The 17904-nt window shown below is 70.9% G+C and carries 14 protein-coding genes; 9 read left to right on the forward strand and 5 right to left on the reverse strand.

What is annotated here, in order from left to right:
• Positions 1–14: 14 nt before the first annotated feature.
• Positions 15–578 carry a DUF4245 domain-containing protein gene (locus tag ABZ070_RS03560; RefSeq protein ID WP_356629502.1) on the reverse strand — a complete coding sequence of 188 codons (564 nt, stop codon included), beginning with the start codon at positions 576–578 and terminating at the stop codon, positions 15–17.
• Positions 579–712: 134 nt separating this feature from the next.
• Between ABZ070_RS03560 and glpX the strand changes: the two genes are divergently transcribed.
• Positions 713–1744, forward strand: coding sequence for a class II fructose-bisphosphatase (gene glpX / locus ABZ070_RS03565; RefSeq protein ID WP_356629476.1), 1032 nt, complete (start codon positions 713–715; stop codon positions 1742–1744).
• A 95-nt stretch (positions 1745–1839) separates the two neighbouring features.
• Here the strand turns inward: glpX and ABZ070_RS03570 are convergent, their stop codons facing one another.
• Positions 1840–2193, reverse strand: coding sequence for a WhiB family transcriptional regulator (locus tag ABZ070_RS03570; RefSeq protein WP_356629478.1), 354 nt, complete (start codon positions 2191–2193; stop codon positions 1840–1842).
• A gap of 152 nt (positions 2194–2345) precedes the next feature.
• Complete coding sequence (locus ABZ070_RS03575) at positions 2346–3008, reverse strand: DUF1707 domain-containing protein (protein WP_356629480.1); 663 nt, start codon at positions 3006–3008, stop codon at positions 2346–2348.
• A 275-nt stretch (positions 3009–3283) separates the two neighbouring features.
• Here ABZ070_RS03575 and ABZ070_RS03580 point away from each other — a divergent pair, with 275 nt between their 5' ends.
• The 3 genes from ABZ070_RS03580 to ABZ070_RS03590 all read left to right on the forward strand — a co-directional run bounded on the left by ABZ070_RS03580 (position 3284) and on the right by ABZ070_RS03590 (position 8950).
• Positions 3284–4297, forward strand: a complete 1014-nt coding sequence (locus tag ABZ070_RS03580; protein ID WP_356629482.1) for a helix-turn-helix domain-containing protein — start codon at positions 3284–3286, stop codon at positions 4295–4297.
• Positions 4298–4437: 140 nt separating this feature from the next.
• Positions 4438–7128 (forward strand): S8 family serine peptidase, encoded by a 2691-nt coding sequence (locus tag ABZ070_RS03585; protein WP_356629484.1) that lies wholly within the window; start codon positions 4438–4440, stop codon positions 7126–7128.
• Between the two features lie 142 nt (positions 7129–7270).
• Positions 7271–8950 carry a fumarate hydratase gene (locus tag ABZ070_RS03590; RefSeq protein WP_356629486.1) on the forward strand — a complete coding sequence of 560 codons (1680 nt, stop codon included), beginning with the start codon at positions 7271–7273 and terminating at the stop codon, positions 8948–8950.
• A gap of 472 nt (positions 8951–9422) precedes the next feature.
• Here ABZ070_RS03590 and ABZ070_RS03595 read toward each other — a convergent pair whose 3' ends face one another.
• The gene (locus ABZ070_RS03595) at positions 9423–9770 is read right to left on the reverse strand and encodes a hypothetical protein (RefSeq protein WP_356629488.1); all 348 of its coding nucleotides are present in this window, start codon (positions 9768–9770) and stop codon (positions 9423–9425) included.
• 157 nt (positions 9771–9927) lie between these two features.
• Between ABZ070_RS03595 and ABZ070_RS03600 the strand changes: the two genes are divergently transcribed.
• On the forward strand, positions 9928–10191 hold the full coding sequence (locus ABZ070_RS03600) for a winged helix-turn-helix domain-containing protein (RefSeq protein ID WP_356629490.1): 264 nt from the start codon (positions 9928–9930) through the stop codon (positions 10189–10191).
• A 27-nt stretch (positions 10192–10218) separates the two neighbouring features.
• On the opposite strand, the gene ABZ070_RS03605 is transcribed toward ABZ070_RS03600, so the two are convergent.
• A complete protein-coding gene (locus ABZ070_RS03605; protein WP_356629492.1) occupies positions 10219–11757 on the reverse strand; it encodes a ricin-type beta-trefoil lectin domain protein in 1539 nt (512 codons plus the stop codon).
• Between the two features lie 106 nt (positions 11758–11863).
• On the opposite strand from ABZ070_RS03605, the gene ABZ070_RS03610 reads away from it, so the two are divergent.
• From ABZ070_RS03610 to ABZ070_RS03625, 4 genes are all read left to right on the forward strand, one after another.
• Positions 11864–13258, forward strand: a complete 1395-nt coding sequence (locus ABZ070_RS03610) for a class II fumarate hydratase (RefSeq protein ID WP_356629494.1) — start codon at positions 11864–11866, stop codon at positions 13256–13258.
• 102 nt (positions 13259–13360) lie between these two features.
• The gene (locus tag ABZ070_RS03615; RefSeq protein WP_356629496.1) at positions 13361–14857 is read left to right on the forward strand and encodes a glycosyltransferase family 39 protein; all 1497 of its coding nucleotides are present in this window, start codon (positions 13361–13363) and stop codon (positions 14855–14857) included.
• 55 nt (positions 14858–14912) lie between these two features.
• Positions 14913–15590 (forward strand): DUF402 domain-containing protein, encoded by a 678-nt coding sequence (locus ABZ070_RS03620; protein WP_356629498.1) that lies wholly within the window; start codon positions 14913–14915, stop codon positions 15588–15590.
• A 337-nt stretch (positions 15591–15927) separates the two neighbouring features.
• A complete protein-coding gene (locus tag ABZ070_RS03625) occupies positions 15928–17859 on the forward strand; it encodes a SpoIIE family protein phosphatase (protein ID WP_356629500.1) in 1932 nt (643 codons plus the stop codon).
• The last annotated feature ends 45 nt before the right edge of the window (positions 17860–17904 follow it).

Genomic DNA, 17904 nt, shown 5'->3' on the forward strand with positions numbered 1-17904 from the left:
GAGCCGGCCAGGGGTCAGGAAGCGGACGGCTTCACCGACGGGGTCGCCGACGCCGCAGCACCGGGCTCCTGCGACGTGAGCGACTCGGCCATCTCCGCCAGCCGGTCCTGCGTCGCCGTGCCGGTGATCACCGTCGTCGCGCCGTCGGCCGTCAGCACCAGGGCGTTGTACTTGGGGCCCTTCCACACCTGCCAGGCCTCACCCGCCACCTGGCGGGTCTGCTCCGTCCTGGCCGCCTGGTGGGTGACCTTGCGGACGTACTTGTCGGCGGGCTTCGCGGTGGACTGCTCGATCGCCACGTACTGATCACTTGGGTCGAGGAAGCCGAGGTGCCACGCGTGGGCCTGCTCGCGCCGGAACGTGACCGAGGTCGCCCGCCACTCCTTGCCCAGCCCCTCCGGCACGGCCACCGGATACGGTGCGGCCCGCTGTGCCGTCAGGAGTTCCACGCGGTAGTCCTTCGTCCTGATCGGGTCGGCGTTCTCGTCGTGCGGAACGAGCGTGTAGATGCCCGCCACGACCACGCCGATCACCGCCAGGGACTGGAACATGTTCCGGATCGTCTGCTTGCCTCGCATACCTGCCACGCCCACCATGTTCGCATCCGCCGGTCATGCTCATACGTGGCCCCCTCTGCTCAATTTGTCGACGTACCGATAGAGTCGCCCCACCCTCTTATTACGGCCGTCGTCGTACAGAAAGGTGCGCTCCGATGACCGAGCATCATCTGCCGTCCCCGCTCGAGGTCTCCCCCGAGGCCCCCGACCGCAACCTCGCCCTCGAACTCGTCCGCGTCACCGAGGCCGCCGCCATGGCCGCGGGCCGCTGGGTCGGCCGTGGTGAGAAGAACGGCGCCGACGGCGCCGCGGTCAAGGCCATGCGTACGCTCGTCTCGACCGTCTCGATGAACGGCGTCGTCGTCATCGGTGAGGGCGAGAAGGACGAGGCCCCGATGCTGTTCAACGGCGAGCGGATCGGTGACGGAACCGGCGCCGAGTGCGACATCGCCGTCGACCCGATCGACGGGACCACGCTGACGGCCAAGGGCATGCCCAACGCCATCGCCGTCCTGGCCGCCGCCGACCGCGGCACCATGTTCGACCCGTCCGCCGTCTTCTACATGGACAAGCTGGTCACCGGGCCGGAGGCCGCCGACTACGTCGACATCAACGCCCCCGTCTCCGTCAACATCCGGCGGGTCGCCAAGGCCAAGCACTCCTCGCCCGAGGACGTCACGGTCGTCATCCTGGACCGCCCCCGGCACGAGGGGATCGTCAAGGAGATCCGCGAGACCGGCGCGCGCATCAAGTTCATCTCGGACGGCGACGTCGCCGGCTCGATCATGGCGGTCAAGGAGGGCACCGGCGTCGATCTGCTGCTGGGCGTCGGCGGCACCCCCGAGGGCATCATCTCGGCCTGCGCGATCAAGTGCCTGGGCGGTGTCATCCAGGGCAAGCTCTGGCCGAAGGACGACGCGGAGCGGCAGCGCGCCCTCGACGCGGGCCACGACCTGGACCGCGTGCTGAGCACGAACGACCTGGTCTCCGGCGAGAACGTCTTCTTCGTCGCCACCGGAATCACGGACGGCGAGCTGCTGCGCGGCGTCCGCTACCGCGCGGAGACGGCGACCACCCAGTCCCTGGTGATGCGCTCCAAGTCGGGCACGATCCGGCAGATCGACTCCACGCACCGGCTGTCGAAGCTCCGGGCCTACAGCCAGATCGACTTCGACCGCGCGAAGTAGGCGAAGCAGGGCAGGAAGCAGGCATCGCCGCGCAGTGCGGCAAACGGAAGGGGCGCCCTTGTGCGGGGGCGCCCCGTTTCCGTGCGTGGTCGGTATCAGGCCGCCGACGCGGACTTCTTGAGCTCCACCTCGCGGCGCCTGCGGCGGGCCAGCACCACGCGGCGCTCGGCGGCGGTGAGGCCGCCCCACACTCCGTACGGCTCGGGCTGGAGCAGCGCGTGCTCGCGGCACTCGACCATCACCGGGCAGCGGGCGCAGACCCGCTTGGCCGACTCCTCACGCGACAGACGCTCGGCCGTCGGCTCCTTGGAGGGGGCGAAGAACAGGCCCGCCTCGTCACGGCGGCACACCGCCTCCGCGTGCCAGGGGCCTGCCTGGTCCTCCCGGGCAGGAATGCGCTGGTGCGGAACGGCGGCCACCTGCAAGGACTGATGCGGCAGTTGCAGCACGGTCTACTCCTGACGACGGGATTCGCGAGCGAGAGACGATGCAGCAGTCCCTACCCGCTGTGCGCACGCCTATGCACTGAGTGGCACTGAGTTCCGACGCACGGAATTGCGCATCGGCGCTCGCGGCGGAAAAGCGCCCCCGGGCAGGGCCGTCACCCCAGGTGTTTGCGCAAGCGGTCGTGCAGATCGGAGATGCGCCGGCCGCGCTTCGGCTTGGCCTCGACATTGCCGAAAACCGAGTAGCCGTTGACGACGACCACGGGTGCCTCGGGATCGGCGGCCTCCAGCGTCACGACCTCGAAGTTCCCGAAGAAGCCGGTCCCGCTGCCGCGCAGCGAGATGTTCTCCGGTACGCGCACCTCGACGTTGCCGAAAATGGAGGTCGCGTTGATGACCGAGAGCCGCTGTCCGTAGAGCGCCTCGGTGAGATCGATCTCGATGTTGCCGAACAGCGAGAAGGCGTTGGTCCTGCGGCCGACGCGCCACCGGCCCTTGCGCGTCGAGCTGGAGAAGACCGCGATCAGGTTCTCCGCCGGGCCGGCGGGCGCGTCGTCGTCGTAGGCGTGCAGGGCCGCGGTGTCGGACCGGCGGCCCGCGGCGGGCAGGTCGCTCACGATCGGCTCGAGCTCGCCCACCGTCTTGGCCCGGTAGACGGCGTCGATGCGCTCCGAGTGCTCCTCGGCGTCCAGCCGCCCCTCGGCCAGGGCGTCCCTGAGGATGTCCGCGATCCGGTCGCGGTCGGCATCGGAGGCACGGATGGCGCCGGCCGGATCCAGGGGTGCGGCCGGCTTCTGAGGCTGCTTCTCGAGGTCCACGTCACCAGCCTAGCGAAACGCGATAGATCGCGACCAGGCCTGCCGCGCGGTCGTCATGTCGCCGCTGCCGGTTCTCGCCGGCGGCGCACCTCCCCTTGGCGAGAACCGGCCAGGCGGAAACCCGCCGTCGCGCCGGAGTTTTCTGCAGGCGGGCTTCTGGCAGTGTCCGGCTGGGGCGCACCGGCGCCCCAGCCGGTGGTGACGGTCGGCGGCCTCGATCGAGCGGGCGCCGGCCGTACCGTGCCGGTGCTCGAACGCGGGTCGCGAGGAGGGTGATGCTCGAGAGTCTGGGACTCGACGCCGCGCAGGAACAGGTCTATGTCTGTCTGCTGCGGGCTCCGGCAGCAGACGCGGCGGCCGTGTCGGCACGGACCGGCCTGGACGTGGACGCGGTGACACGGGCGCTCTCCCTGCTGGAGACGGACGGGCTCGTGTCCCGGCCTCCTGGCCGGCCGAGCGCCTATCACGCCGCGCCGCCCGATGTGACGCTCAACCTGATGGTGCTTCAACGGCTGGACGAGTTCCGCCGCGTGCAGCTTGCGGTCGAACGGCTCGCCGCCGAGCACCGCGCCCTCGGGCAGGGCGGCTCGGGCGCCGAGCCGGTCGAGGTGCTGGAAGGGGCGGCGTCGATCGCCGAACGCTACCGCCAGATCCAGCGCGGCGCCCGGGAGGTGTCCAGCCTGGTGGCCGGTCCCGCGGTGGTGGTGAGCGCGTCGGACAACACCGGACAGCGGGACGCACTGCGGGCCGGGGTCCGCTACCGGGCCGCGTACGAGCGGGCGACGCTCGAGGTCGACAGCGCGGACAACCCGCTGCTGCTGGAGGAATGGGCCGCGCTCGGGGAGGAGATGCGGGTCACTCCGGAGGTCCCGCTGAAGCTGGTCATCGCCGACCGGCGCATCGCGCTGGCGCTCCCCCGCCGGCAGCCGCCCGGGGCGCCCGTCGGTCTCGTCGTGCGCACCGGCATCCTGCTGGAGGCCCTCAACTGGCTCTTCGACCGGGTGTGGGCGACGGCGCTGCCGGTGCCCGCCGCGCTGCCGGCGGCGCCCGACGGGCCGCTGACGGCGTCCGATCGACGACTGCTCTCGCTGCTGCTGTCGGGCTGCACCGACCGGTCCATCGCCTCGCAGTGGGGGGTGAGCATGCGCACGGTCCAGCGGCGTGTGCAACGGCTGATCGCCCTCGCGGGGGTGCAGACGCGGCTTCAACTGGGCTGGCAGGCCGCCCGGCTGGGCTGGATCGAGCCCCGCGCCGACGAGGCGGAGAAGGGGGCTGCCCAGAGCCGCTGACGACCGTGCGAACCGGGGCCGGGAGCGGAGTGTCGCATTTGCGACAGGACGTCAAACCGACAGCCGCAAGGGCTGATGAAGCAGTGTCACCGCATGCCAACGTGGCGGCCGTTCACAGCCCCGAGTGCTGAAGGATGATCATGTCCCGTCCTCGCTCAACCGCCTCCGGCCACAGAGCCGGGCGCAGTGCCGTCGCGATCGCGACCGCGGTACTCGCCGCCGGGAGTCTCGCACTGACCGCTCTGCCCGCGCAGGCCACCCCTGCCGCGGCCGGACAGAGAACCGCCGCCACGACACCCTCCGGAAGCGCCACGGCCGACAAACTCGGCAGCCACGACCGCGCGCTGCTCGCGAAGTACCGCAAGCAGCACGCCGCCCGCACCACCATGAAGAACGCGGACCGCGCTGTCCCGGACTTCGCCACCCTGCTGATCGCCGTGCGGGAGGGGCGGACCGACGAGGCCGAGCGTGCGCTCGCGGACCTCGGGGTCGAGGCCACCCGTACCGAGTCGGCCGTCGGTTACATCAAGGCCAACGTGCCGTTCGGCATGGTGGACCGGGTCGTGGCGATCGACGACGTCGTCGCCGTCGACGTGGACGAGTTGCTGACGCTCGACGAAACCCGTGCCGACGGGGCGGCGGGCACCGCGGCCACAGCGGCCACCGGCAGCCGGCTGCCGGACGCCCCTTCCGCCCGCACGCCCGACAGCAACGCCTACATGCCGACCCGGGAGACGGGTTCGGTGGAGTTCAAGGAGGACCACCGGACCTACGACGGCCGCGGGGTCACCATCGGCATCATGGACACCGGCGTCGACCCGACGCACCCGGCGCTGGCGAGGACCACCACCGGCGAGCGCAAGCTCGTCGACACCGCGGTCGGGACGAACCCGCGGGACTTCATCGACCTGCTCTTCGACCCCACCTGGCAGAACATGACGGCGACGTCGAAGGTGGCCGGGCCGGTCTTCACCGACACGGTGCACGGCGAGACATGGCGGGCTCCCGACTCCGCCGACCTGCGCATCGGGCTGCGGCCGATCCAGCTGCCGCAGGGTTCGACGGTCGTCCCGACGCTCGTGCGGGAGTCGGACGGCGCGGTGTGGGTCGACACCGACCAGGACCACGACTTCACCGACGAGGAGCTGCTCCGCCCCTACAAGGAGAAGCGGCAGATCGCCCGCTTCGGGACCGACGACCCGAAGACCACGGCCGACGAGCGGATCCCGTTCACGGTCGAGGTCAGGAACGACTTCTTCCCGAACACGGTCAGCGTCAACGTGAACCTCATCACCGAGGCGCACGGCACGCACGTCGCGGGCATCACGGCGGCCAACGGCATGTTCGGCGGCCGGATGGACGGCCAGGCACCCGGCGCCCGGCTGGTGTCCATGCGTGCCTGCCACAGCTTCGGCTGCTCGAGCGCCGCGCTGACCGACGGCATGATCGACCTCGCCACGAAGTACGACGTCGACGTGATCAACATGTCGATCGGCGCGTCGCCCGCGTTCAACGACGGGCAGAGCGCCCGCGCCCTGGTCTACAACCGGCTGATCGACGAGTCCGGGGTCCAGATGTTCATATCCGCCGGCAACTCGGGTGCCGGCGTGAACACGGTCGGCGACCCGACCGCCGCCGACAAGGTCGTCAGCGTCGGCGCCTCCGTCTCCCGGGCGACCTGGTGGGCGAACTACGGCTCCGAAGTACGGGACGAGCGCGGCATCTTCCCGTTCTCCTCGCGGGGGCCGCGGGAGGACGGCGGTTTCAAGCCCGACCTGACGGCGCCCGGCGCGGCCGTGTCGACCGTGCCGGCGTGGCTGCCGAACGCCTCCGTCGCCGAGACCGGCTACACGCTGCCCGTCGGGTACTCGATGATGAACGGCACGTCGATGGCGTCACCCCAGGCAACCGGCGCCGCGGCGCTGCTGCTGTCGGGCGCGAAGCAGCGCGGCGTGAGCGCGAGCCCGGCCAAGCTGCGCAGTGCGCTCTACTCCTCGGCCCGCTACAACGACAAGGTGCCGGCCGTCGCCCAGGGCCGCGGCGCACTGGAGGTGGCCGGTGCCTGGAAGTACCTCTCCCGCGGCACCACGGCCGTCGAGGAAGTGACGGTCAGCGCCCCGGTGTGCACCCCGCTCTCCGGTGATCTGGTCACCCCGCACACCGGCAGCGGGGTCTTCAACAGCTGCGCCCCGGGCAGCGGCGGCCAGGGGGCCGGCGAGACGCGCACGTACGACGTGACGGTGACCCGCACCACGGGCCCCGACCGAGCCGTCCCCTACCTGCTCACCGTGGAGGGTGACGAGCGGACGTTCTCCGCGCCCCGCGTTGTGCGGCTCCCGCTGAACGAGCCGACGGTGGTGAAGGTGACCGCCGCACCGCGCGCCGCGGGAGTGCACAGCGCGATCCTGCGGATCGACAACCCGGCGACGAAGGCGGTCGAGCAGTCGGCGATGCTGGCGGTGGAGGCGGCGGCACAGCTGACCGCGGGCGAGCCGTACGAGGTGCGGGGCGTCACCCACCGGAACGGCACGGTTCACTACAGCGTCGCCGTGCCCGAGGGCACGAAGTCGCTGACGGTCTCCTTGGACGGTCTCACCGAGGGCAGCCAGACCCGCTGGTGGGCCTTCACGCCGACCGGGACCACCGGTGAGGACGCAGCGCCGGGCTCCCTGTCCTGCTACGCGAACTACCACGACGGCAACGGCTGCGACCCGGCCACCCGCACCTACGAGGCGCCGGCGGCCGGCGTGTGGGAGCTGGTCGTCGAGTCCCGTCGTACGTCCCCGTCCTTCGCGAATCCGTTCCGGCTGACGGCGACGGTCACCCCGTAGCGCACGGGGCGCAGAGGCGCTCCGCGCTCCCGCGCGGCCCGGTCCGGGAAGTGAGCCTTACCTCACAGGATCCGGGCCGCGCGGGAGTCTTACGCTGGATGGCGCTGCCAACGGAGGCACGCTGCTGTCTGTGAAGTGAGGAATGGGCGAAATGCCGGAGTTCGTGTATACGGATCTGCTCCCGCTGGGCGAGGACACCACGCCGTACCGGCTGGTGACCGCCGAAGGTGTCTCCACCTTCGAGGCCGACGGACGCACCTTCCTCAAGGTCGAGCCCGAGGCCCTGCGCAAGCTCGCCGCCGAGGCGATCCACGACATCCAGCACTACCTCCGGCCCGCCCACCTGGCGCAGCTGCGGCGGATCATCGACGACCCCGAGGCGTCGTCCAACGACAAGTTCGTCGCGCTGGACCTGCTGAAGAACGCGAACATCGCCGCCGCCGGTGTGCTCCCGATGTGCCAGGACACCGGCACGGCGATCGTCATGGGCAAGCGAGGCCAGAACGTCCTCACCGAGGGCGGCGACGAGGAAGCGCTGTCTCGCGGCATCTACGACGCGTACACGAAGCTGAACCTCCGGTACTCGCAGATGGCCCCCCTCACCATGTGGGAGGAGAAGAACACCGGCTCCAACCTCCCGGCGCAGATCGAGCTCTATGCGACCGACGGCGGCGCCTACAAGTTCCTCTTCATGGCCAAGGGCGGCGGCAGCGCCAACAAGTCCTTCCTCTACCAGGAGACGAAGGCCGTCCTCAACGAGGCGAGCATGATGAAGTTCCTGGAGGAGAAGATCCGCTCGCTCGGTACGGCCGCCTGCCCGCCGTACCACCTGGCGATCGTCGTCGGCGGCACCAGCGCCGAGTTCGCCCTGAAGACCGCGAAGTACGCCTCCGCGCACTACCTGGACGAGCTGCCCTCCGAGGGTTCGGAGCTCGGCCACGGCTTCCGCGACGAGGAGCTGGAGAAGAAGGTCTTCGAACTGACCCAGAAGATCGGTATCGGCGCCCAGTTCGGCGGCAAGTACTTCTGCCACGACGTCCGCGTGGTGCGGCTGCCGCGGCACGGCGCCTCGCTGCCCGTCGCCATCGCCGTCTCCTGCTCGGCCGACCGCCAGGCCGTCGCGAAGATCACGGCCGAGGGCGTCTTCCTGGAGCAGCTCGAGACCGACCCTGCGCGCTTCCTGCCGGACACCACGGACGAGCACCTCTCGGACGAGTCCGGTGACGTCGTGCGCATCGACCTCAACCGGCCGATGGACGAGATGCTGGCCGAGCTTTCCAAGTACCCGGTCAAGACCCGGCTCTCGCTGACCGGCCCGCTGGTCGTGGCCCGCGACATCGCGCACGCCAAGATCAAGGAGCGGCTGGACGCCGGCGAGGAGATGCCGCAGTACCTGAAGGACCACCCGGTCTACTACGCCGGCCCGGCCAAGACGCCGGAAGGCTATGCGTCCGGCTCCTTCGGCCCGACCACGGCCGGCCGGATGGACTCCTACGTCGAGCAGTTCCAGGCGGCCGGCGGCTCCAAGATCATGCTGGCGAAGGGCAACCGCTCGAAGCAGGTGACCGACGCGTGCGGCACGCACGGCGGCTTCTACCTCGGCTCGATCGGCGGCCCGGCCGCTCGCCTCGCGCAGGACTGCATCAAGAAGGTCGAGGTCGTCGAGTACGAGGAGCTCGGCATGGAAGCGGTCTGGAAGATCGAGGTCGAGGACTTCCCGGCGTTCATCGTCGTCGACGACAAGGGCAACGACTTCTTCACGGAGCCGGCGCCGGCCCCGACGTTCACGTCGATCCCGGTGCGCGGGCCGGGGCTCGCGTAGCCGACCTGAACGGGAGAGCCCCCCACCGGGGGCTCTCCCTCTTTACTTGCTGTCCCCGTCCTTGCTGTCCCCGTCCGCAGCGACCCGGCCGGGGGCATGGCAGGGGCAGTCGCACACCAGGAGCCGCACGCCGGGTACGCCGCTGTCGGGCGTCACGTGATCCCGGCAGCGGTCGTGGCGCCCCACGATGCAGCGCGGCGACCGGAAGGCAGGCCCGGACACCGCCTCGCCGCTCACTGCTGCTCCCCCAGCCGCCGCCCGAATGCCTCCGCCAGCGCGTGGGCCAGCAGGGACACGCTCACCGCGTCGGCGATCTCGGGTGTCACCCACCAAGCGTCCCCGGCCCGGTCGTGGTGCGGACCTTCGTGCCCCTCGGGCAGGATGCAGACCGACCCGGCACACACCGGTCGGACCACGGCGGCGACGGCGAACACGGACCGCCTCGCCCCACAGCGGCCCGACGCTCCCCGGCTCACCGGGCGGCGCCGACGGCGTGGATGTCGCGGTGGTCGATGTCCACCCCGACGGTGGCCAGCCACAACGCCCGCCGCCGCCTGCGCTGCGCGGCCGCACGGGAGTGGTCCGCGAGGTACGGTCGGACGAGCGGCGAGCGGGCACCGTCGAGAAATGTCGCCTGCTCCCGGGCGTAGGGGGACCGCCGCCGGGCGGGAACGCGAAGGGGCCCGGGCCGGGATGCGGGGCGGGTCTGCCGGGACGGCGTCTCGCGGTGCCTGCCGGTGGCGGGCAGCGTGAGCATCAGAAGAGGGAGAACGACCGGGATCAGGACCCGGCTCAGTGCGCGCGCGATAAGGTTCCGCACGTCATCAACTCCTACTTGGTGACCGTGCCCCGGGAGGTCTAGCCACCTCGCCGGGGTTTCTGTACTCCGTCACCGTATGGCGTGATGCACTGTGATGCATCACGCTGTAGCTAGAGCCACCCAAACGTGTCCTTGTACGACTATCTAGCGTTGCATCATGAGCCTTGACCCGGAGTCGGGACGTCCGCTGTACATGCAGCTCGCAGACGTGATCGCAGCGAAGATCGCCAGCGGCGAGTACGCGCCGGACCGCATGATTCCCACACCCGCCCGTCTCGCCGACGAGTACGGCATCGCAGTGCTGACGGCGCGCCGCGCCATGCGCGAGCTGCGCGAACGCGGTCTGATCTTCACGGTGCCCGGCAAGGGCTCCTTCGTCAGCCCCGACGCCGGAAAGAACGGCACCGCGCCGGAGGCGTAGCCCCGTGCGCGGTGCCGTACGGCCCGGTCAGGCGAAGCGCTGGTTCGCGGAGCCGTCGCACGCCCGGAGACGGACGGGCTCGTGCGCCGCGCCTTGGGTCAGGCAGACGCCCGTCGCGGACGACGGCCGGATCGTGGCTCCGTCGCGGACGAACTTCTGGTTCGCGCCGCCGTGGCAGTCGTAGACGGTCAGGGCCGTGCCCACGCGGTAGTCGCCGGCGGGGACGTCCAGGCAGCGGTCCTGGGACAGCTCCGTGTGGACGGTTCCGCGCGCGGAGTCGTGCCACCAGTTCTGGTTGCGGCCGCTGTGGCAGTCCCAGCCGACCACGCCGGTGCCGTTCGCGCTCGCGGCGCCGTTGACGTCCATGCAGTTGCCGGTCGCCTCGTTGCGCAGCGGCTTGTAGACGTCGTCCCAGGCGTGCGGGAAGAGCGCCGGCTTACCCGTGGAGTTGACGTCCGCGCAGCTCGCCTCGCGCAGCGGGGAGTTGTAGATCTGGGTCAGGCACGAGGCGAAGGCCGCGTGGCCGCGGATGTTGGGGTGGAAGGACTGGCGCACCGAGTTGGAGTCCGGCGGGAAGGGATTGCCGAGGTCGACGTACAGGCCGCGGGCCCAGGTGTCCTGGTAGCAGACCTCGTGGCCGTGGAAGAGGCGGGAGTTGTCCAGGTACACGGCCCCGGTGTCGCGTGCGGCCTTGCGCATGCCGCGTTCGAAGGCGGGGACGGCGGTGTTGCGGCCCCAGACCGTGTCGGAGTCGTAGCCCATCCCGCCGCAGAGCAGCTTGCCGGGGAAGTTCGGGTTGTCGCGGAAGTCGGGTCCGATCGGGCTCGGGTAGCCCATCACGACCAGCTTGTAGTCGCTGTCCTGGTATCCGGCGTCGCGCATCACGGTGCGCAGGTCGCGCACGGTCTGTTCGACCTTGGGGACGAGACCGTCGACGCGGGCCTGCCAGCCGGGGGCGTACTTGGGGGCGCAGGGGCCCTGGAACAGGATGTAGCGGGTGACGCAGTCGGTCATGACGGGACCGAACTGGAGATCGTCGTTGGCGCCGGCGACGAGCAGCACCATCTTGATGCGGGTGTTGCGTGCCTTGATGGCGAGATTGTCGCTCTGGACCAGTTCGTCGGCGTGCTGCTTGCTGCCTCCGATGCGGATGTTGGGTGTGGAGGCGCCTGAACAGGACACGTTGTAGGTGACGTCCGCCGCGATGCCGGTGCGGTGGATGGCGGCGTCGGGCGAGCGGTGACACCAGTTGTCGGGCCCGTTGGTGCCGGGCTCGTACGTGCCGACGCCCTCACCGGAGATCTCGCTGTCACCGAGCGAGATCAGGCCTGTCCTGCGGTCGTCGAGCGGACGCTGGGCAGGGTCGCCGTAGAGCGCGGTGGCCTCGGCCGCCCGGATCGCCTCGAGTTCGGGCGACAGGGGTACGGCGGCCTTCGGTGCGGTGGCGGAGCCGGCCGGCTCCGCGGCCGCGGGAGTGGCCACGGCGAGCCCACCGAGGACGGTGGCCAACGCGGCCGCGGCCGCGAAGGTGCGGCGGAGTCGAAGTCTGGGTCCGGTGCCTTTCAATTGCGCCTCCCCGAGTTGTGGTTACTCGGGGTATTTACTGGCGGGTAGCGCAGTTGGGAATAGACAGAACAAGACAAGTGCTCAACTTTTTCAGGAGGTTCGACAGATGAGCGATGCGAGCGAGTACCGGACCGAGCACGACTCCATGGGAGAAGTGCGGGTTCCCGCCCACGCGAAGTGGCGGGCGCAGACCCAGCGGGCGGTGGAGAACTTCCCCGTGTCGGGTGGGCGTCTGGAGCGCTCGCACATCGAGGCCCTCGCCCGTATCAAGGCCGCGGCTGCGCAGGTCAACGCCGAACTGGGCGTCCTCGACGCGGACATCGCGCGGGCGATCGCGGACGCGGCCGTGGAGGTGGCGGAGGGCCGCTGGGACGAGCACTTCCCCGTGGACGTCTTCCAGACGGGGTCCGGTACCTCGTCCAACATGAACACCAACGAGGTCCTCGCGACGCTCGCGACCGAACGGCTCGGCCGGGACGTCCACCCCAACGACCATGTGAACGCGTCGCAGTCGTCCAACGACGTGTTCCCCTCCTCCATCCACATCGCGGCGACCGCGGCCGTCATCCACGACCTGATCCCGGCGCTGGACCACCTGGCCGCCTCGTTGGAACGCAAGGCGACCGAGTTCGCCGCGGTCGTCAAGTCCGGCCGTACGCACCTGATGGACGCCACGCCCGTCACCCTCGGCCAGGAGTTCGGCGGCTACGCGGCGCAGGTGCGGCACGGGATCGAGCGGCTCAAGGCCTCGCTGCCGCGCCTCGCCGAACTGCCCCTGGGCGGAACCGCCGTGGGGACCGGCATCAACACCCCGCCCGGCTTCGCCGCGGCCGTCATCGCCGAGGTGGCGCGCGCGACGGGGCTGCCGCTGACCGAGGCCCGCGACCACTTCGAGGCGCAGGGCGCGCGCGACGGCCTGGTGGAGACCTCGGGCCAGCTCCGTACGATCGGGGTCTCGCTCACCAAGATCTGCAACGATCTGCGCTGGATGGCGTCGGGGCCGCGCACGGGGCTCGCCGAGATCGCCCTCCCGGACCTCCAGCCCGGCTCGTCCATCATGCCGGGCAAGGTGAACCCGGTGATCCCCGAGGCGGTGCTGATGGTGGCCGCCCAGGTCACCGGCAACGACGCCACCGTCGCGGCGGCCGGCGCCGCCGGGAACTTCGAACTGAACGTCATGCTGCCGGTGATCGCCAAGAACCTGCTGGAGTCGGTCAGGCTGCTGGCCAACGCCTCGCGCCTGCTGGCGGACCGCACGGTCGACGGCATCACCGCCGATGTCGAACGGGCCCGCGAGTACGCGGAGTCGTCCCCGTCGGTCGTCACCCCGCTCAACAAGTACATCGGGTACGAGGAGGCGGCCAAGGTCGCCAAGAAGTCACTCGCAGAACGGAAGACGATCCGCGAGGTGGTGCTCGAGTCGGGGTACGTGGAGCGGGGCCAGTTGACGCTGGAGCAGCTGGACCAGGCCCTGGACGTGCTGCGGATGACCCACCCGTAGTCCGGCGCGCAGCCGGACCGGACAGGACCGATTGGGCGAATCACGAGCGAAGTCATTCGTGGCTCCCCCCACCGGCCTCGACGGGCGGGCTATGGCTGTTCCATGGCGATTCTCTCCCCCCCGGCTCAGCTGCCGGACAAAGCCCCGCCCGCAGAGCCGCAACAGCAGCCGGTCAAACGGCAGATCGCGCTGTGGCTGTGGCCGACGCTGATCACCCTTGCCGCAGCGATGTACAAGATCGACAGCACGGTGATGGGGAACGACGAGCTGGCGACATGGGAGGTGGCTCGTCGCAGTACCGGTCAGATCATGGCCACCTTGCACAACGTCGACGCGGTGCACGGCACGTACTACCTCTTCATGCACGTGTGGATGACCGTCTTCGGGGACTCGCCCGCCGCCATGCGCACTCCCTCCGCACTCGCCGTGGCCGCGGCGGCCGGCCTCGTGGCGCTGACCGGCCGCCGGCTGTTCGGCACGCGTGCCGGGCTGTACGCCGGACTGCTGTTCGCCCTCGTTCCCGCCGTGGGCCGGTTCGGTCAGGAGTCCCGCGCATACGCACTGGTCGTCCTCGTCGCGATCCTGGCGACCCTGCTGCTGCTCCGCGCACTGGACGTCCCCCGCAGCCTGTGGCGGTGGGGAGCCTACGCCCTGTGTCTGGCGTGCATCGGGCTGCTGCACCTCGTGGCCCTGACCATCGTGCTGGCGCACGCCGTCGTCGTCGTCTCGCGTGCACGGCACGGGCTGTGGGTGCTCTGGTCGTTCGGCCTGGCCGCCGCCGCCGGCACGGCCTGCGCCACGCCGGTCATCGTCCTGGGGCTGTCGCACGACGACCGGCAGCTGTTCTGGGTCCCCGAGCCGACTCTCTGGAGCCTCCTCGAGATCGCGCCGCAGGTGTTCGCGTCGGCCCTGTGCGCCGGAGCCGTGTTCGCGCTCGCCGTTCTGGCACGGAACGAGCGCCGTGAGGCACTGCTGCTGTGCGCCGCCCTGGCCGTCCTGCCGTTCCTCGAGATCTGGGTCGCGTCCCAAGGGGAGGTGTCCTACTTCCGCTACCAGTACGCACTGTTCACGCTGCCGGCCTGGTCGCTTCTGGCCGGTGCAGGCCTGGCGTCGGTGACGCGGTCCGGGGTCGCCGCGGTAGCCGCCCTGACCGTGCTCGGCCTGTTCACCCTCCCCGACCACGCGCAGATGCGGGAACAGTACGAGCACGACGTTCCCCACCGGGTGGACTACGAAGCGGCCGCCCGGACCATCGCGAAGTACCACCGCCCCGGTGACGCGGTCGTCTTCGGCAGAGGGTACGCCTGGATGCTCGGCGGAGGCGTCCGCTACTACCTGCCCCGCGATATGACGCTGCGCGAGACCATGGTGACAACAGCCGCCGACCGTGACGATCTCTACTCCAGGGACTGCCCGGACCCGGAGCGGTGCCTGGGGGCCGAGAACCGCGTCTGGGTGGTGGTGCAGGACCACGTCCCCGATCCGCTCGCTTCGATCGCCGCCGGCCAAGCCAAGGTCCTGCGTGCGAAGTTCGCGGCCAATGGGACGGTTCAGCACACCGGCGTGACCGTAGCACTCATGGTCCGCAAGCCCCGTTGAGCCGGACGTGAGCTGCGCTGCAGCGGGAGTCCGGTCCCCCGCCTAGGATCTTTGCATGACAGGATCAACGGGTATTCGGCGCTGGGCGCCAGGGGATCACATCCTCTGGCGCTATCGCGGCCATGCCGCGGGTCCGGCCGGCCGCGCCTTCCACATCTGCCGGCCAGTGACCGTCGTACAGGACACCGACGAGCTGCTCGCCGTGTGGATGGCTCCCGGCACCGAGTGCGTGAAGCCGTTGCTCGCCGACGGCACCCCGCTGCACGAGGAGCCGCTGGCCACCCGCTACACCGCGCCGCGCACCACTGCCCGTACCCGCTGGGCCGGCAACGGTGTGCTCAAGCTCGCGCAGCCAGGGGTGCCCTGGTCGGTCTGGCTCTTCTGGGAGCCCGCCTGGCACTTCCGCAGCTGGTACGTCAACCTCGAGGAACCCCACACGCGCTGGGCCGGCGGTGTCGACTCCGAGGACCACTATCTCGACATCTCCGTCTACCCCGACCGCAGTTGGCTGTGGCGGGACGAGGACGAGTTCGACCAGGCACAACGCGTCGGCCTGATGGACGAGGAAACGGCCCGGGGAGTACGGGAGGCGGGGCGGGCCGCGGTCGAGGTGATCCGCTCCTGGGGTGCGCCGTTCCGCGACCGCTGGGAGCTCTGGCGCCCCGACCCCACGTGGCAGGTTCCTGCCCTTCCGGCCGACTGGGACCGGCTTCCGACGCGGCGTGCGGCCTGATCCGGAGGGTCTGGCCGAATCCCGCCGGGAACACGCTCCGGCGTATACGACCTCGTGAGACTCTTGATGCGCCCCCTGGGGGCAAACGTAGGATCGTCGTCCGCAAGGCTGCGCCGTACGAGGGAGCAGGAGCGCAGGGCCCGACAGCAAGTCGTCCGTTTAGTCACAGAGCGTCCAGTCATCGAGCGTCTCGCGAGAGACATCGCGAGTCAGTCACAACAGGGGGTTGAGCTGTGCCGGAAGCCCGCCACCCTGTCGACGTCACCCCCAGAGCGGGTATACCGCCCCACGAGGCGATTGCATCGCACAACCGGCCCGGATGGACGGAATCCCACGCGTGACGGAGCATCCCACCTCCCACGAAGGCCGGCAGCCCCTGGCTGCCCGGTCGCACGAACGCACCCGGCCGCGGGCGCAGGCGGCCGGGGCCTCGCCCGCGCCCGCCGGGCCGCCGCCGAAGCCGCAGCCCCAGACGCAGCCACAGGTCCACGCCGCGCAGCTGCAGGCCCAGGACATCGCGGGGACCGCGAGACGCGAGGGCGACCGGCTGCGTTTCGTGGGGGCCGCCACGCGCCGGATCGCACGCGGCATCGACCTCGACGAGATCGTTCTCGGGCTGTGCCGGGCCACCGTCCCCACGTTCTCCGACGCGATCCTGGTCTATCTGCGCGACCCGCTGCCGGTGGGCGACGAGCGGCCCGTCTCGCCGTTCGTGCTGCGGCTGCGCCGAACCGACAGGCTGCGTTTAAGCGCTGACGACGCGGACCAGGGCCTGGTCACGACCATGCCGCTGCTGGACGCGGGAACCGAGCCCACGCCGGCCGCCGAGCTGTGCGAGGTCCGCTCCGGAGGGGCGCTGTCCGAGGTGCTGCGCGGGGTCCGGCCGGTCTTCGGCGACTCCGCCGCGGCCCGCGCCGCCCTGCCCGAACTGCTCGGCGACGGACGTTCCGTGCCGAGCGGCCACCGCGCGATACTCGCCCCGCTGCGCGGCCGCCGCCGGGTGATCGGCGCCGCCGTCTTCCTGCGCCGCCCCGACCGGCCCGCCTTCGAGCCGAACGACCTGCTGGTCGCGGCCCAGCTGGCGACCCACACGGCCCTCGGCATCGACAAGGCCGTGCTGTACGGGCGCGAGGCGTACATCGCCGACGAACTGCAGCGCACGATGCTGCCCGACTCCCTGCCGCAGCCGACCGGTGTCCGGCTCGCCTCCCGGTACCTGCCGGCGGCGGAGACCGCCCGCGTCGGCGGCGACTGGTACGACGCGATCCCGCTGCCCGGCAGCCGTGTGGCGCTGGTGGTGGGCGACGTCATGGGCCACTCCATGACGTCCGCCGCGATCATGGGCCAGCTGCGCACCACCGCGCAGACCCTGGCCGGCCTCGACCTGCCGCCCCAAGAGGTGCTGCACCACCTGGACGAGCAGGCCCAGCGCCTCGGCACCGACCGCATGGCGACCTGCCTGTACGCGGTGTACGACCCGGTCTCGCACCGCATCACCATCGCCAACGCGGGACATCCGCCGCCCATCCTGCTGCACCTGGGCGGGCGGGCCGAGGTGCTGCGCGTGCCGCCCGGCGCGCCCATCGGCGTCGGCGGGGTGGACTTCGAGGCCGTGGAGCTGGACGCCCCGGCCGGCGCGACCCTGCTGCTCTACACCGACGGGCTGGTCGAGTCGCGCCTGCGCGACGTGTGGACGGGCATCGAGCAGCTGCGGGAGCGCCTCGCCGCGACCGCGCAGCTGACCGGCCCCGACCACTCGCCGCCGCTGGAGGCGCTCTGCGACGACGTGCTGGACATGCTGGGCCCCGGCGACCGTGACGACGACATCGCGCTCCTCGCCGCCCGCTTCGACGGCATCGCCCCGAGCGACGTCGCCTACTGGTTCCTGGAGCCGGAGGACGCCGCCCCCGGCCGCGCCCGGCGCCTGGCACGGCGCGCGCTGGCCCGCTGGGGCCTGGAGGACCTCTCCGACTCGGTGGAGCTGCTGGTCAGCGAGGTGGTCACCAATGCCGTGCGGTACGCGGAGCGGCCGGTGACGCTGCGCCTGCTCCGCACCGACGTGCTGCGCTGCGAGGTCGGCGACGACTCGCCGCAGCTGCCCAGGCAGCGTCGGGCGCGGGACACCGACGAGGGCGGCCGAGGGCTGTTCCTGGTCAACCGGCTCGCCCGCCGGTGGGGTGCGACGCGACTGTCGACGGGCAAGGTGGTCTGGTTCGAGCTGCCGATCAGGTCGCGCGGGGAGCGCAGGAGGCTGGACCGGGTGACGTAGAAGCCGTTGTAGGCGGCCTTGTCGGAGCCGTAGTAGCTGATGACG

Origin of the sequence: Streptomyces sp. NPDC006283 (assembly GCF_040613325.1) — a bacterium.
In the GTDB taxonomy this organism is placed as follows: domain Bacteria; phylum Actinomycetota; class Actinomycetes; order Streptomycetales; family Streptomycetaceae; genus Streptomyces.